General features: G+C 72.9%; 15 protein-coding genes. 2 read left to right on the forward strand and 13 right to left on the reverse strand.

Annotation, left to right across the window (positions count from 1 at the left end):
* Positions 1–31: 31 nt before the first annotated feature.
* The 8 genes from LZ495_RS25745 to LZ495_RS25780 form a co-directional block, all read right to left on the reverse strand.
* Positions 32–379, reverse strand: coding sequence for a cytidine deaminase-like protein (locus tag LZ495_RS25745; protein WP_235055264.1), 348 nt, complete (start codon positions 377–379; stop codon positions 32–34).
* Between the two features lie 123 nt (positions 380–502).
* Positions 503–1,327 carry a hypothetical protein gene (locus LZ495_RS25750; protein ID WP_235055265.1) on the reverse strand — a complete coding sequence of 275 codons (825 nt, stop codon included), beginning with the start codon at positions 1,325–1,327 and terminating at the stop codon, positions 503–505.
* 237 nt (positions 1,328–1,564) lie between these two features.
* Positions 1,565–2,437 carry a hypothetical protein gene (locus tag LZ495_RS25755; RefSeq protein WP_235055266.1) on the reverse strand — a complete coding sequence of 291 codons (873 nt, stop codon included), beginning with the start codon at positions 2,435–2,437 and terminating at the stop codon, positions 1,565–1,567.
* A 138-nt stretch (positions 2,438–2,575) separates the two neighbouring features.
* Complete coding sequence (locus tag LZ495_RS25760) at positions 2,576–3,880, reverse strand: hemolysin family protein (protein WP_235055267.1); 1,305 nt, start codon at positions 3,878–3,880, stop codon at positions 2,576–2,578.
* Between the two features lie 105 nt (positions 3,881–3,985).
* Positions 3,986–4,450: an rRNA maturation RNase YbeY gene (gene ybeY, locus LZ495_RS25765; RefSeq protein ID WP_235055268.1), complete on the reverse strand. Its 465-nt coding sequence runs from the start codon at positions 4,448–4,450 to the stop codon at positions 3,986–3,988.
* 5 nt (positions 4,451–4,455) lie between these two features.
* Entirely contained in the window at positions 4,456–5,469 is a 1,014-nt protein-coding gene (locus LZ495_RS25770) for a PhoH family protein (RefSeq protein WP_235055351.1), read from the reverse strand.
* A gap of 223 nt (positions 5,470–5,692) precedes the next feature.
* Positions 5,693–6,868 carry a M48 family metallopeptidase gene (locus LZ495_RS25775; protein ID WP_235055269.1) on the reverse strand — a complete coding sequence of 392 codons (1,176 nt, stop codon included), beginning with the start codon at positions 6,866–6,868 and terminating at the stop codon, positions 5,693–5,695.
* A 232-nt stretch (positions 6,869–7,100) separates the two neighbouring features.
* Positions 7,101–8,018: a ribonuclease Z gene (locus LZ495_RS25780; protein ID WP_235055270.1), complete on the reverse strand. Its 918-nt coding sequence runs from the start codon at positions 8,016–8,018 to the stop codon at positions 7,101–7,103.
* Positions 8,019–8,096: 78 nt separating this feature from the next.
* On the opposite strand from LZ495_RS25780, the gene LZ495_RS25785 reads away from it, so the two are divergent.
* Positions 8,097–8,408: a VOC family protein gene (locus tag LZ495_RS25785; RefSeq protein WP_235055271.1), complete on the forward strand. Its 312-nt coding sequence runs from the start codon at positions 8,097–8,099 to the stop codon at positions 8,406–8,408.
* On the opposite strand, the gene LZ495_RS25790 is transcribed toward LZ495_RS25785, so the two are convergent.
* The 5 genes from LZ495_RS25790 to hrcA all read right to left on the reverse strand — a co-directional run bounded on the left by LZ495_RS25790 (position 8,389) and on the right by hrcA (position 13,521).
* Positions 8,389–8,751 carry a histidine triad nucleotide-binding protein gene (locus tag LZ495_RS25790; RefSeq protein WP_235055272.1) on the reverse strand — a complete coding sequence of 121 codons (363 nt, stop codon included), beginning with the start codon at positions 8,749–8,751 and terminating at the stop codon, positions 8,389–8,391. The genes LZ495_RS25785 and LZ495_RS25790 overlap by 20 nt on opposite strands.
* Positions 8,752–8,914: 163 nt before the next feature.
* Entirely contained in the window at positions 8,915–9,655 is a 741-nt protein-coding gene (locus tag LZ495_RS25795; protein WP_235055273.1) for a 16S rRNA (uracil(1498)-N(3))-methyltransferase, read from the reverse strand.
* Between the two features lie 128 nt (positions 9,656–9,783).
* Positions 9,784–10,899 (reverse strand): nitronate monooxygenase, encoded by a 1,116-nt coding sequence (locus tag LZ495_RS25800; RefSeq protein WP_235055274.1) that lies wholly within the window; start codon positions 10,897–10,899, stop codon positions 9,784–9,786.
* Positions 10,900–11,376: 477 nt separating this feature from the next.
* On the reverse strand, positions 11,377–12,504 hold the full coding sequence (dnaJ, locus tag LZ495_RS25805; protein WP_235055275.1) for a molecular chaperone DnaJ: 1,128 nt from the start codon (positions 12,502–12,504) through the stop codon (positions 11,377–11,379).
* Complete coding sequence (gene hrcA / locus LZ495_RS25810; protein ID WP_235055276.1) at positions 12,505–13,521, reverse strand: heat-inducible transcriptional repressor HrcA; 1,017 nt, start codon at positions 13,519–13,521, stop codon at positions 12,505–12,507.
* 164 nt (positions 13,522–13,685) lie between these two features.
* On the opposite strand from hrcA, the gene LZ495_RS25815 reads away from it, so the two are divergent.
* Positions 13,686–14,360, forward strand: a complete 675-nt coding sequence (locus LZ495_RS25815) for an MBL fold metallo-hydrolase (protein ID WP_235055277.1) — start codon at positions 13,686–13,688, stop codon at positions 14,358–14,360.
* The last annotated feature ends 84 nt before the right edge of the window (positions 14,361–14,444 follow it).

A 14,444-nucleotide genomic window follows, 5' to 3' on the forward strand; every position in this document is an offset into this window, starting at 1 on the left:
GCGCCGCGGGCTGCGGGCGCGGTGCCGAAGGTCAGGCCTCGACGACGCTGCCGACCGTGCCGTCCGGGCCGGCCAGCAGGACCGGGGTGCCGGCGCCGGCCAGGTCGCGGACGGCCGCGCGGTCCGCGTCGGCGAGTTCGGCGGCCTCTCCGACGATCGCGGCGGCCTCCAGGCTGCGGGCGCCGCCCGCGACGGCCATCGCGACCGCGGTCTGGAGCGCGGTGAGCTTGAGCGAGGGCAGGTCGACGGTCGAGGCGACGTACGTGCGGCCGGTCTCGTCGCGCACCGCGGCGCCCTCGGGAGTGCGGTTCCGGGCCCGCGTGGACCGGGCCAGCGTGACGATCTTCGCGTCCTCGGGGTCGACGGTGGTCCCGCTCATGGTGCCTCCTGCGCGATGCGGCGTGTGCGTCCTCCCGTCCGACGGGAAGATCCCCGGCACAGTACCGCCCCGGGGCACGGGGGTTCCGTGCACCGGGGCGCGGCGGGCAGCCGGGCGGTCGGGTCAGTTGTGCATCTCCTCGACCTTCTGGATCTGGCCGCGGGCGAACGTGTCGGGCACGGCGGGCAGGCCCTCGGTGGAGATGGCGCCGACCGAGATGCCGGTGGACCCGCGGTAGGCGAGGACGGCGTGGCCGTAGCTGCTCACCGTGCCGTCGGTGACCTCGAGCTTGAAGACGACGCTGTTCGGGCCGTACTTGCCGGTCTGCACGCCGGTCACGCGGTACTGCAGCGTCTCCGTCCCCTGCGTGGCCTCGAAGGACGAGCACACCTTCAGCGCGGCGACGTACTCGTCGAAGATGCTCTTGAGGTCGGCCTCGGGGCGGCTGACCAGCCCCACGGACACGAGCTCCTTGCCTTCCGCGCCGTCCTTCTCGAAGTCCACCTCGGCCTGGCCGATGGCGCGCTTGTCCATCGAGCCGTTCACCAGCGGCTGGCAGCGCTCGTCGGACGCCTCGGAGCGCTCCTCCTCGTCCGGGTCGGTGTTCACCGCGCCGGAGGAGTAACCGGCCGGGATCTCCTGCGCGTTCAGCAGCGTGTCGGAGAGCTTGGCGCTGCTCGCCGGCTTCGCGGCCGGGTCGGCCTTGCCGGTCGGCTTGCCGCTCGCGTCGGGCTTGCCCGTGCTCTTGTCGTTCTTGTCGTCCTTGGCGCCCTTGGTGTCCTTGTCGTCCTGCGGGGCATCCTTGCCCGCCGACGCGGCGTCGGTCGGCGCCTGCTTGCTGGGCAGGTCGTTGTCCTCGCACGCAGTCAGACCGGCCAGCGCGAGCGCGGCCAGCGGGACGATGGCGAACTTGACGGCAAAGCGCTTTCGGGACGTGGCAGTACGCACCGTGAACCCCCCGGTTCGGTGTGGTGGACGACGCGTCGCGATTGGGCCGTACCCCCCTGGTCCGGCCCGGCGTCGTCGGTGATGTGCCTAGAAGCTATCTGGTGCCAAGCCGGATTCCGGCCCCTGTTACGGACCCGGCACTTCGCTGTGACGGGATGCTCCCGGCCGTGACACGTCTGCCGTGCCCCGGCCGGGTATCACCGGATCCGCGCAGGTCACGTCTCGGTCGGCGCCCGGTCAACTTCCCAGCAGCGGCTTGGCCTTCTGGACCTGGGCGGCCATGAAGGCGGCGTACGGCGGGTGGTTCGGGCTGCCGTCGCCGCCGTACGCGAAGTGCGCGACCGTCGCGCCGAAGCGGATCAGCACCACCGTGAACGTCCGGTTCCCGTCCGCGGCCTGGACCGCGACGCGGTACGCGACGGTCTCGTCGCCGAGCAGCGGCGCGTTGTCGACCGGCGCCACCGACCACTTCTCCGGCTTCGACGCAGCGGCACCAGCAGCGACCGGGTCGACCGTGAAGGGCACCGCGCAGCCGGCCAGGGCCCGGTCGACGTCGGCGAGCAGCTTCGCGCCCGCCTCGCCGCGGTGGCCGGACAGGGTGATGCCCATCCGGGCGCCCTGCGCGGCGCCCTTGCCGGCGTACTCGCGGTGCGCCCACGCCTCGGCGGCGCCCGCGTTGTGGATGGACTCCTGGGCGAACACGGCGCACTCGACGCGGTCGGCGGCAAGGCCCGCGGCGGGCGGGCCGCCCATGAGCCGGTCCGCGCCGTCCACCTGGTAGTCCGCGGCGGGCAGTTCGCTCTTGCCGAGCAGTGCGGCGGCCAGCTGCGCGTTGGTGGCCGGGACGCCCGGCTGTACTCCGCCGGGCTTGGCGCCCGGCGCCGGCGGCTTGGCGGTGCTCTTGGGCTTCACGCTCGGCTCGACCTTGGGCAGCGGATCGGCCCCGGTGGGCGCCGGTGCGGCGCTCTCGGTCGCGGCGGCGGCGTTCCCGGCGGTGCTGCCGGCCTCGTCGTCCGACGACGTGCACGCAGTGCCGGCCACGAGCACGAGGCCCAGGACGGGCACGGCAGCGCGGCGGGACAGCCTGCTTGCGGTGCGTGGCAGGGACATGTTGGTGCGCACGGTGAACCCCCCGGTCCGTCGGCGGTGCCGCAGAGGCCCGTACGTACACCCCGCACACCCCTGTTGCGGCGCCTCGTGTCCTGCGGTTCGGGTAAGACGGTACGCGGCGCGCGGCGGTGGCGGAGGTCAGTCCTCGTCCGCGTCCTCTGCGTCCTCGCTCCGCGGGGCCTTCTCGACGACGATCGTGCCGACCTGGTTGCGGCGCCCGGACGGCCGGTCGGCGGTGAGCCGCAGCCCTTCGACCTCGGCGGTGGCGCCCGGGATCGGCACCCGGCCGAGCTGCTTGGCGAGCAGGCCGGCGACCGTCTCGACGTCCTCGTCGTCGAGTTCGAGGCCGAACAGGTCGCCCAGTTCGTCGACCGGCAGCCGCGCGGTGACCCGGAAGCGGCCGTCGCCGAGGTCCTCGACCGGATGCGTCTCGCGGTCGTACTCGTCGGTGATTTCGCCGACGATCTCCTCCAGGATGTCCTCGATGGTGACCAGGCCGGCGGTGCCGCCGTACTCGTCCACCACGATGACCATGTGGGTGCGGCTGGCCTGCATCTCGCGCAGCAGGTCGTCGGCCGGCTTGCTGTCCGGCACGAAGGTGGCCTGGCGCATGACGGAGCCGACCGGCTCGTGCGCCCAGGCGTCGTCGCCGCCGCCGACCGCGTGCTCGGCCAGGTCCTTGAGGTAGACGATGCCGACGACGTCGTCCTCGTTCTCGCCGATGACCGGGATGCGCGAGTAGCCGCTGCGCAGCGCGAGGCGCAGCGCCTGGCGGACCGTCTTGTGGCGTTCGATGAAGACCATGTCGGGGCGCGGCACCATGACTTCGCGGACGATGGTGTCGCCGAGCTCCAGGACGGAGTGCAGGAGCTTGCGCTCCTCGTCCTCGATGAGCGACTCCTTCTCCGCGAGGTCGACGAATGCGCGCAGTTCGGCCTCGGACGCGAACGGGCCCTCGCGGTAGCCCTTGCCGGGTGTGACCGCGTTGCCGAGCAGGATGAGCAGCGGCGGCAGCGGGCCGAGGATGCGGGCCAGCACGATGAGCACGGGGGCGCCCGCGGTGCCGACCGCGACGGGGTGCTGGCGGCCGATGGTGCGCGGCGAGACGCCGACCACCACGTACGACACCACGACCATGACGCCGACCGAGGCGAGCACGGCCTGCCAGGTCTCGGTGAAGTTGTCCAGGAACACCACGGTGACCAGGACGGCCGCGGAGACCTCGCAGGCCACCCGGATCAGCAGCGCCAGGTTGAGGTAGCGGGCCGGGTCGCGGACGACGGTGAGCAGGTTGCCCGCGCCGCGTCGGCCGGTGCGTACCAGTTCCTCGACGCGCGGCCGGGAGATGCGCGCGAGGGCGGCCTCCAGGCAGGCGAAGAGCCCGGCCACCACGACGAGGACGACCGCCCCGACGACGAACCGGAAGACCTCGTCAGAGGACACCGGGGTCCCCGCCCTTCGTCGGCGCCGGCAGCACTGCCGGCATCAGCTTCGGCAATGGCCGTGTCCCGGGGCCGGCGGTCCGGCCCCGGGGTCCGGGATCTCGCATCAGTCTTCCGCGCCGCGCCGTTCGCGCCACGCCTGCAGGATCTCGCCCTGCAGCCCGAACATCTCGCGCTCTTCGTCCGGCTCGGCGTGGTCGTAGCCGAGCAGGTGCAGGACGCCGTGCACGGTGAGCAGCTGGAGCTCGTCGTCGGTGCCGTGCCCGGCGGCCTTGGCCTGCCGGGCCGCGACCTCGGGGCACAGCACCACGTCGCCGAGCAGGCCCTGCGGGGGGTCCTCGTTGTCCTTGCCGGGACGCAGCTCGTCCATCGGGAAGGACATCACGTCGGTGGGGCCGGGCAGGTCCATCCACTGGATGTGCAGCTGCTCCATGGCGGCCTCGTCGACGATGACGACGGACAGCTCGGCGAGCGGGTGGATCCGCATCCGGTCCAGCGTGAAGCGGGCCACGTCCACGATGCCGTGCTCGTCGAGCTCGAATCCGGACTCGTTGGCGATGTCGATGGACATGGCCGTCAGTTCACATCCCGTTCTGCGTTGCTCGTGCGGTCGTTGCCGGTGCTGTGGATCTGGCCGCGCCGCCCGCGCGAGCGCGGGACGGCCTCGCCGTTCTGGCGCTCCGCGTCGTAGCGGCCGTACGCGTCGACGATCCGGCCGACCAGCTGGTGCCGGACCACGTCCTGGCTGCTGAGCGGGCAGAACGCGATGTCGTCGACGCCGTCCAGGATCCGCTGGACCACCCGCAGGCCGCTCTCCGTGCCGTTGGGCAGGTCGACCTGGGTGACGTCGCCGGTGACCACGATCTTCGAGCCGAAGCCCAGCCGGGTCAGGAACATCTTCATCTGCTCGGCGGACGTATTCTGCGCCTCGTCCAGAATGATGAACGCATCATTCAGGGTCCTACCGCGCATATAAGCCAGCGGGGCGACCTCGATGGTTCCCGCGGCCATGAGGCGGGGGATCGAGTCGGGGTCGATCATGTCGTGCAGGGCGTCGTAGAGCGGCCGCAGGTACGGGTCGATCTTCTCGTACAGCGTGCCGGGCAGGAAGCCGAGGCGTTCGCCGGCCTCGACCGCGGGGCGCGTCAGGATGATGCGGTTGACCTGCTTCATCTGCAGCGCCTGGACGGCCTTGGCCATGGCGAGGTAGGTCTTGCCGGTACCGGCGGGGCCGATGCCGAAGACGACGGTGTGCCGGTCGATCGCGTCCACGTAGCGCTTCTGGTTGAGCGTCTTGGGGCGGATCGTGCGGCCGCGGTTCGAGAGGATGTTGAGGGTCAGCACCTCGGCGGGTGCCGCGTCGCCGCCGGAGCGGAGCATCGCGATGGAGCGCTCGACGGCTTCGGGGGTGAGCGGCTGGCCGGTGCGCAGGACGAGCATCATCTCGTCGAACAGGCGCTTGACCAGGTCGATGTCCTCGCGGGGGCCGGAGGTGGTGACCTCGTTGCCGCGCACGTGGATGTCGGTGGCCGGGAACGCGGTCTCGATCACCCGCAGCAGCGAGTCGCCGGAGCCGAGGAGGGCGACCATCGGGTGCTTCGCCGGGATCACGATCTTGGCCTGGGCCGGCGCGGCCTCGGCGGGCTGCGGGTTCTCGGCACCCTGGTCGGCGCCGCGAGCGTGTCGTGTGGAAGCCATGGGCGGCCTTACGGCCTGATCACGCCTACTTTCCGTGGCTCGGGTGACGGTTGTGTCCTGGTGCCAATGGTAGCCCGTGGACCTTCACCCGCTCTTGAGGTTTTCGCCCGGATGATCACGCCGGGCGGCTGTCCGCGGCGGCCGCCGCCCGCTGGTGCTCCTGGTCCGCGACCCGCATCAGGACGTCCCAGTCGAGGCGCGGGTAGGCGTCGGGGCGCGCCGCGAGCGGGGTACGGGCGAAGAGCGGCCACTTGTAGATGTTGTCCTGGCCGAGCCGGAGTGTGGCGGCGCCGTCGGACAGGAGGCCGTACGCAGGGTCGTCGTCGGCGGGGGCGGGCCGGGTCTCGGGGAGACGCGCGAGGGCGGCGAGGCGGTCGGGCAGCGAGGGGTGCGTGTCGAACTGCGGCTCGTCGGCCGTGCGGGGCAGCTCGGGCGGTTCGGCGCGCAGTTCGGCGAGGCGGCCGCTGTCCGCGAGGTCGGCGAGCAGGGTGCGGAATCCGGCATGCAGGTCCTTCGGGGCGCGTCCCACCTGGGCCGCGTGGAGGACGTGGTCCATGACGAAGACCGGCCAGACGGTCGCGACGGCGTGGACCTCGCGGAGCGCGTCCGCGGCCTGAGTCTTGCCGACGACTGCGGCGGCTATTGCGTCGGCCTCGAACTCCTGGCGGTGGCCGAGCGTGAGGGTCAGGCGGTGGAAGCAGCCTGCGAAGGCGGTGAAGACGCGACGGGTGAGCGCGTAGCGCGTGCTGCGGACCATGCGCTCCAGCGCCCCGCCCACACGGTGGTTGAGCACGCCGAGCCGGGTGTGGCCTTTGGCGTAGTGGCCCAGTTCGTGCACCACCACGGCGCGCAGGCCGCCGCGGGTCATGGCGGCCAGCAGCGGGGTCCCGATGTACAGCACGCGGCGGCCGGGCAGCAGGCCGAACAGGCGCGAGCGCTCGTCGACGCCGGCGTTCATCTCGGCGATCAGGCGGATCTCGGCGGGGCCTCGAACCCGGGCGGCGCGGGCCAGGTCGTCGACGACGTTCCACAACTCGGGTTCGTCGGCGCGCGTGACCCGGCGGCTCGGGGGCGGGGCGGTGAAGGTGGGGCGGGCGCAGCGGACCAGGAACGCGATGGTGCCGGGCAGCCAGACCAGGATGAGAAGGGCCGTGCCGACGGGCTGCCATGCCCCGCCGGCGGCGAGCATGTGCAGGCCGAGCAGGAGTATGCCGATGCCTGCGCCGACGCAGCCTGCGATCACTGCCAGAACGAACAGGAGTGCCGTCAGGGCCCGCAGGACCGCCGTCATGTGAATTCTCCCGTGTGCGCGCGTGCGCGTGTGCGTTTGCGCGGGCGCGCTGTGGGCGCGTGGCGCAGCGGTCAGTCTGGCGTAGGCGCGCAGGCGGGGGAACTGCCTTTCTGCGGAGGTGGGCTTGCTGCGGAGTAGGGCGAGGGTGGGCGCAGGTGGGGCGCAGGGTCGTTGCGCAGATACGGGTTGCCGCGGGGGCGCACGGTCCGGGGCTGGGTGGGTGCCGGGGTGGTCAGCGGCGTTTGGGGACGGGGATGCGGTCGAGGTCGGCGGCCACGGTGATGTCGCCGTCGAAGTGCTTGCGGGCGTCGGCGAGGAAGGCGGTGGGGTCGGTGTAGCGCTGCGAGAAGTGGGTGAGGACGAGGAGGCGGGCGCCGGCTTCGCGGGCGGTGGCGGCGGCCTCGCCGGCGGTCATGTGGCCGTGTGCGCGGGCGAGGTCGGCGTCCGCGTCGAGGAAGGTGGACTCGCAGACGAGCATGTCGGCGCCCTCGGCGAGTTCGCCCACGGCGTCGCAGACGCGGGTGTCCATGATGAAGGCGAAGCGCTGGCCGCGGCGGGTCTCGCTGACGTCGTCGAGGGTGACGGTGCGTCCGTCGGGGAGGGCGAGGGCGCCGTCGCGCTGGAGGAGGCCGACGTCCGGGCCGGCGATGCCGAGTTCGCGCAGGCGCTCGGGGATCATGCGGCGGCCGTCGGGTTCGACGATGCGGTAGCCGTACGACTCGACGGGGTGCGAGAGGCGGCGGGCTTCGAGGGTGAAGGCCGGGAGGGGGATGGCCGCGGCATCGCCGCCGAGGGGGTGTTCGCGCAGGACGGCGGCTTCGTGGAAGGCGCTGGCGTGGTGCAGCCGGTCGAAGAAGTGCCGACCGGACGCCGGGAAGTAGGCGGTCACTTCGTGGGCCACGCGGTCCAGGGAGATGCGCTGGATGACGCCGGGCAGGCCGAGGCAGTGGTCGCCGTGGAAGTGCGTGACGCAGATGCGGGTGATGTCGGTCGCGGCGACGCCGGCGTAGAGCATCTGGCGCTGGGTGCCCTCCCCCGGGTCGAAGAGGAGGCCTTCGCCGTCCCAGCGGAGCAGGTAGCCGTTGTGGTTGCGGTGCCGGGTGGGTGCCTGGCTGGCGGTGCCGAGGACGACGAGCTCGCGTACGGACATGCGTTCCCTTGTCGGGGGTGGGTGGGGGGCTTGTGCGGGGGTGGGGTGCGCGGCGGTGGCGTGGGTACCCTCGCGGCCATGAGCGACGTGCGGATGACCTTGGTGGTGCTCTACAGCACCCGGCTGGAGGAGTGCCGCCGGTTCTATGCGGGTCTCGGCCTGGATTTCGCGTACGAGAAGCACGGTCAGGGCCATGGGCACTATGCCGCGGAGCTGGGCGGCGGGGGCGTGTTCGAGCTCTATCCGGCGACCACGTCGCTGGTGACGGGCGCGGCGCGGCTGGGGCTGACCGTGGCGGCGAGCGACACGCTGCCGCCGGGCCGCAGTGTGCTGCGCGACCCGGACGGCAGGGCGGTGGACGTGCTGAGCGTCAGCCGGGCGGCCAGTTGAGGCCGCGGCCGCCGAGCAGGTGGGCGTGCACGTGGAAGACCGTCTGGCCGGCGCCGGCGCCGGTGTTGAAGACGAGGCGGTAGCCGGTCTCGTCGATGCCCTCGGCGGCGGCGGTCTTGGCCGCCTCGGCGAGGAGGATGCCGGCCAGTTCGGGCTCGGCGGCGCCGAGTTCGCCGGCGTTTTCGTAGTGCGCGCGCGGGATCACCAGGATGTGGATCGGTGCCTGCGGGTTGATGTCCCGGAAGGCGATGACGTCCTTGGTCTCGCGGACCACGGTGGCCGGCACGTCGCCCGCCACGATCTTGCAGAACAGGCAGTCCGCCTGGGGTTCCCCGGCCGCCATGCGTGCCTCCTTTAGCGTTGCGGATTCGCCGCGATGCTATCGGCTGCGGCGGGCCGTTCCGGGATGGCGCGGGAGGGCCGGGCGGCTCGGTCTCGCAGGTCGGTCTTGCGAGTCGGTGTGCGGGTGCGGCGTGCGGGTGCGGTGCGTAGGTGCGGTGCGCGGGTCAGGACCAGCGGCCTGAGCGGGCCATGAGCACGGAGGCGGCGGAGACGCCTGCGGTCGAGGTGCGCAGGACGGTCGGGCCGAGGCGGTAGGCCGCGGCGCCCGCGTCGGCGAAGGCGGCCAGTTCCTCCGGGGCGACGCCGCCTTCGGGGCCGACGACGAGGACGATGTCGCCTTCGGCGGGCACCTCGACGGTGGCGATCGGGTGGTCGGCGGCCTCGTGCAGGACGCCGGCGAAGGCCGCGCCGCCGAGCAGTGCGGCGACCTGACGTGTCGTCATGAGGTCGGTGATCTCGGGGAGATGAGTGCGGCGGGCCTGCTTGCCTGCCTCGCGCGCGGTGGACCGCCACTTGGCCAGCGACTTGGTGCCGCGCTCGCCCTTCCACTGCGTGATGCAGCGGGCCGCGGACCACGGCACGACGACGTCGACGCCGACCTCGGTCATGGTCTCGACGGCCAGTTCGCCGCGGTCGCCCTTGGGGAGGGCCTGGACGACGACGATGCGCGGGGCGGGCGCGGGCTCTTCGGTGCGCTCCTCGACGTCGACGTACAGGGTGTCCTTGCCTTCGACGACGGCGACGGTGCCGCGGACCGCGAGGCCGCTGCCGTCGGTGAGGACCACTTCCTCGCCCACCGCGATCCGGCGCACGGTCACCGCGTGGCGGCCTTCCGGTCCGTCGAGGACGACCCGTCGGCCGGTGCGCAGGGCGGGGTCGGCGGTGAGGAAGACGGGGGCGCTCATGGGGCGGGCTCCGGGGTGTGGTGCGGCGTACGGGGGCGGCGTGTGGTGGCGGCGTACGGGGGCGGCGTGTGGTGGCGGCGTGTGGTGACGAGTCTGCCGGATCTTGGGGCGGGGAGGCCGCAGCGGGCTCAGGCGGGTCGGCCGTGCTGCCCGGGCAGGGCGGCGGCGATGCGGCGTACGACGTCCGCGGCGGGTTCCTCGCGGGCCTCGCGCCAGCCCTCGCCGGCCCACAAGGCCATCGCGCCGGGCTCCCCCGCGGCCGCGGCGGCGCGGCGCAAGGGGGCGGTGGCGTAGTGGACTTCGGGGTAGGCGGCGGGGGCGTACGGGTCGTGCGCGGCGAGGAAGCGGTTGACGAGCCCGCGGGCCGGGCGGCCCGAGAAGGCGCGGGTGAGGCGCGTCTCGGTGAAGCCGGGGTCGGCCAGTGCGGCCTTGTGGGCGGGCGCTGCGCCGGATTCGGGGCAGCGCAGGAAGGCGGTGCCGAGTTGGGCGGCGACGGCTCCGGCGGCGAGGACGTCGGCGACCTGGCGTCCCGTCATGAGGCCGCCGGCGGCGATGCAGGGGAGGTCGGTGGCGGCGCGGACGAGAGCGAGGAGGGTGCGGAGGCCGTACGGCTCTTTGCGAGCACTGTCATCTTTGTCGTGATTGTTGTCGTTGTCGTCGTTGTCCCAGCGGCCTTGGTGGGCGCCGGCTTCGCCGCCTTGGACGACGAGGAGGTCGGGGCCTGCGGCGGCGGCGAGTTCGGCCTCGCGGGCGGTGGTGACGGTGACCGCGGTGCGGGTGCCGGCGGCGCGCAGTGCGGCGAGGTCCGCGGGCGCGGGGCAGCCGAAGGTGAACGAGACCACCGGGATGGGGACGGGGTCGGCCAGGAGGGCGGCGAGCTTGGCGTCCCAGTCGTCGGTGCCGCCGTGCGGGGGTACCTCGCCAAGGGCGACGCCGAGCCGGTCGGCGTCGGCGGCCAGCCGGTCGCGGTAGGCGGGGAGGGCGGCCAGCGCGGCGGGGGCGGTCGTCCCGGGCATGAACAGGTTGACGCCGAAGGGCTTTCGGGTCAGCGCGCGGAGCTCGGCGATCTCCGCGGTCATCGCGTCGGCGGTTTTGTAGCCGGCGGCGAGGAAGCCGAGGGCGCCTGCGTCGCATACGGCGGCGGCGAGGGCGGGGCCGGAGGCACCGCCGGCCATGGGCGCTTGGACGAGGGGAACGGAGGTGGGCCAGGCGAACGCCGCAGTGTGGGTTCCCGCGCCGACCATGCCGCCTCCTTGGCAACGAGTCTCCGCCGGCCGGCCATTGGGTCCGGAGCGGGACGCTGCCCACCCTGCCATCCCGCGGGTGGGACAGGGCGGAGGCCGGGGCGATCTCAGGGTGGATTGGTCGCGGGAAGTGGAAGGGGAGGTCTGGTGCGGGCAAAGTCGCTGGGTCCCCTGTGTGGCCTCAACGGGTAGGCGGGGGTGGGGAGTTCCGGTGGGGGTGTCCCTCGATGGGGTGGGAGCAGTGTCCGTGTTCGTCCCCAGGGCCCTCGGGAAACGCAGCGGCGGCGCGGAGCGGGCTCCTCGGGGAGCAGTGTCCGTGTTCCTCCCCAGGGCCCTCGGGAAACGCAGCGGCGGGGGGGGGGGGGGGGCCGGCGGGGGGGGGGGGGCCCCGCCCCTGGGAAGCGGGGGGCGGGGGGCGGGCCCCCGGGGCGCCCGCCCCCCCCCCCCGCCGTTCGACTGCGGGTGCCGGGCGCCGGGTCAGCGGCCGTTGAAGGCGTCCTTCAGCCGGGAGAACAAGCCCTGCTGGCCCGGCGAGAACTGACCCGTCGGGCGTTCCTCGGCGCGCAGCTTGGCGAGCCTGCGGAGGAGGTCCTCCTGCTCGGCGTCCAGCTTCGTCGGAGTCTGCACCTCGACGTGGACGATCAGGTCGCCGCGGCCGCCGCCGCGCAGGTGGGTGATCCCCCGCCCGTGCAGCGGGATCGACTGGCCCGACTGGGTGCCGGGCCGGATGTCGATCTCGGCGACGCCGTCGAGGGTCTCCAGCGGGACCTTGGTACCCAGCGCCGCCGCGGTCATCGGGATGGTGACCGTGCAGTGCAGGTCGTCGCCGCGCCGCTGGAACGTCGGGTGCGGGACCTCGGCGATCTCCACGTACAGGTCGCCCGCGGGGCCGCCGCCGGGGCCGACCTCGCCCTCGCCGGCCAGCTGGATGCGGGTGCCGCTGTCCACGCCGGCCGGGATCTTGACGGTCAGCGTGCGGCGGGCCCGGACCCGGCCGTCGCCCGCGCACTCGGGGCACGGGGTGGGCACGACGGTGCCGAAGCCCTGGCACTGCGGGCAGGGCCGCGAGGTCATGACCTGGCCGAGGAACGACCGGGTGACCTGGCTGACCTCGCCGCGGCCGCGGCACATGTCGCAGGTTTGGGCGGTGGTGCCGGGGGCGGCGCCCTCGCCGCTGCAGGTGGTGCAGGTGACCGCGGTGTCGACCTGGATCTCCCGGGTCGTGCCGAACGCCGCCTCCTCCAACTGCACCTCGATGCGGATCATGGCGTCCTGGCCGCGGCGGGTGCGCGAGCGCGGACCGCGCTGGCTGGCCTGGCCGAAGAAGGCGTCCATGATGTCGCTGAAGCCGAAGCCCGCGCCGAAGCCGCCGGCGCCGCCGCCGGATCCGCCCAGCGGGTCCCCGCCCAGGTCGTACATCTGCCGCTTCTGCGGGTCCGAGAGGACCTCGTAGGCGGCGTTGATCTCCTTGAAGCGCTCCTGCGTCTTGGGATCCGGATTCACATCCGGGTGCAGTTCGCGGGCGAGCCTCCGGAAGGCCTTCTTGATCTCCTCAGGCGTGGCATCACGCCGAACACCGAGGACCTCGTAGTAATCAGTGGTCAACTACGACTCCGCGAGAATCTGTCCGACGTACCGTGCCACGGCGCGTACCGCTCCCATCGTTCCTGGGTAGTCCATCCTGGTCGGCCCGAGTACGCCGAGTTTGGCCAGGGCCTCGTCGCCGCTGCCGTACCCGACGGACACCACCGAAGTGCTGGCCAGTCCCTCGTGCATGTTCTCGTGCCCGATGCGCACCACCATGGCCGGCTCGGTGGCCTCACCGAGCAGCCGGAGCAGGACGACGTGCTCCTCGAGGGCTTCGAGGACCGGGCGGATCGTCATCGGGAAGTCGGTGCCGAACCGGGTGAGGTTGGCGGTGCCCGCGAGGACGACCCTCTCCTCCTGCTGCTCCACCAAAGTGTCCAGCAGGGTGGCGAGAACAGTGGTGACGATCGGCCGCTCCTCGGCCGTGAAGGACTCGCCGAGGTCCTGGACGAGCAGGGCGACGTCGGCGAAGCGCTTGCCGACCACCTTGCCGTTGATCCGGGCGCGCAGGTCGGCGAGGAGGTTCTCGCCGATCGGGGCCGGCGCGTCCATGACGCGCTGCTCGACCCGCCCGGTGTTGGTGATGAGCACGAGCATGATCCGGGTGGGCGCGAGCGTCAGCAGCTCGACGTGCCGGATCGTGGAGCGGGTGAGGGAGGGGTACTGCACGACCGCGACCTGGTGGGTCAGCTGGGCGAGCAGACGGACCGTGCGCCCGACCACGTCGTCGAGATCGACGGCGCCGTCGAGGAAGAGCTGGATGGCCCGGCGTTCGGGCGTGGAGAGCGGCTTGATGCCGGCCAGCCGGTCGACGAAGAGGCGGTAGCCCTTGTCGGTCGGCACGCGGCCGGCGCTCGTGTGGGGCTGGGTGATGTACCCCTCCTCCTCCAGCGCCGCCATGTCGTTGCGGATGGTCGCCGGGGAGACTTTGAGGTTGTGGCGTTCTGCGAGTGCTTTGGATCCGACGGGTTCGTGGGTGGCCACGTAGTCCTGCACGATGGCGCGCAGCACATCGAGCTTGCGGTCGTCGAGCACCGTGCGCACCTCCCTGGCCTTTGCCTGGCACTCCGCTGGCTGGAGTGCCAGTGTACGGCGACGCCGATCGGTCCGTACCCTGCCGTCTGTGGAAGGGTCGAGGGATGGTACACGCGGAAGATGACGAATACCTTCCCTGGCACCCGGTAGGACCCGGCGTTTTCGTGGCGCAGGTCCCGTCGCTGAAGCTGAACGTGGCGGCCGTGGCGGGCCGGGACGGGTTCGCACTGGTCGACACCGGCTCGTTCGAGCGCGAGACGGCGGCGCTCCTGGACGGCCTCGCGGCGGTGCTCGGGGAGCACGGATTGCCGTTCCGTGCGCTCGCGGTGGTGAACACCCATGGGCACTTCGACCACTGCTACGGCAATGCGGAGGTGCTGCGCCGCTTCCCGGACGCCGAGGTGGTCGGCCACCGGGATCTGCCGGACTACTTGTCCGTGTGGGGCGAGGAGGGGCGCGCGGACGCGGTGCGCTTCGGGATGCCCGCGGCGGACATGGCCGCGGTCCGCATCGTGCCGCCGGCCCGGCTGGTCGGCGCCGGGGAGCGGACAGTCCTGGACGTCGGCGGAGTAACGGCACAGGTGGTGGCCCCCGGACGCGGGCACACCGGATGCGACGTGGTGGTGCACGTGCCCGATGCGGGGGTACTGCTGGCCGGGGACTTGCTGGAGGAGTCGGACCTGCCGTCGTACGGCCCGGATTCGTTCCCGGGCGAGTGGCCGGCGACGCTGGAGCGGGTGCTGGAGCTGCCTGCGGAGGTCATCGTCCCGGGCCACGGGCGCGTGGTGGGACCGGGGTTCGCGGCGGAGCAGCTGGAGTACGTGCGGTCGCGCGGCTGAGCGGCCGCAGGCCGGACGCACGTCAGCAGGTGGTCCGCGCCGGTTCGCGCGCGGCGCGCCTGAACGGGTGACGGGCGGTGCGGC

The sequence above is a fragment of the Yinghuangia soli genome (assembly GCF_021502675.1).
In the GTDB taxonomy this organism is placed as follows: domain Bacteria; phylum Actinomycetota; class Actinomycetes; order Streptomycetales; family Streptomycetaceae; genus Yinghuangia; species Yinghuangia soli.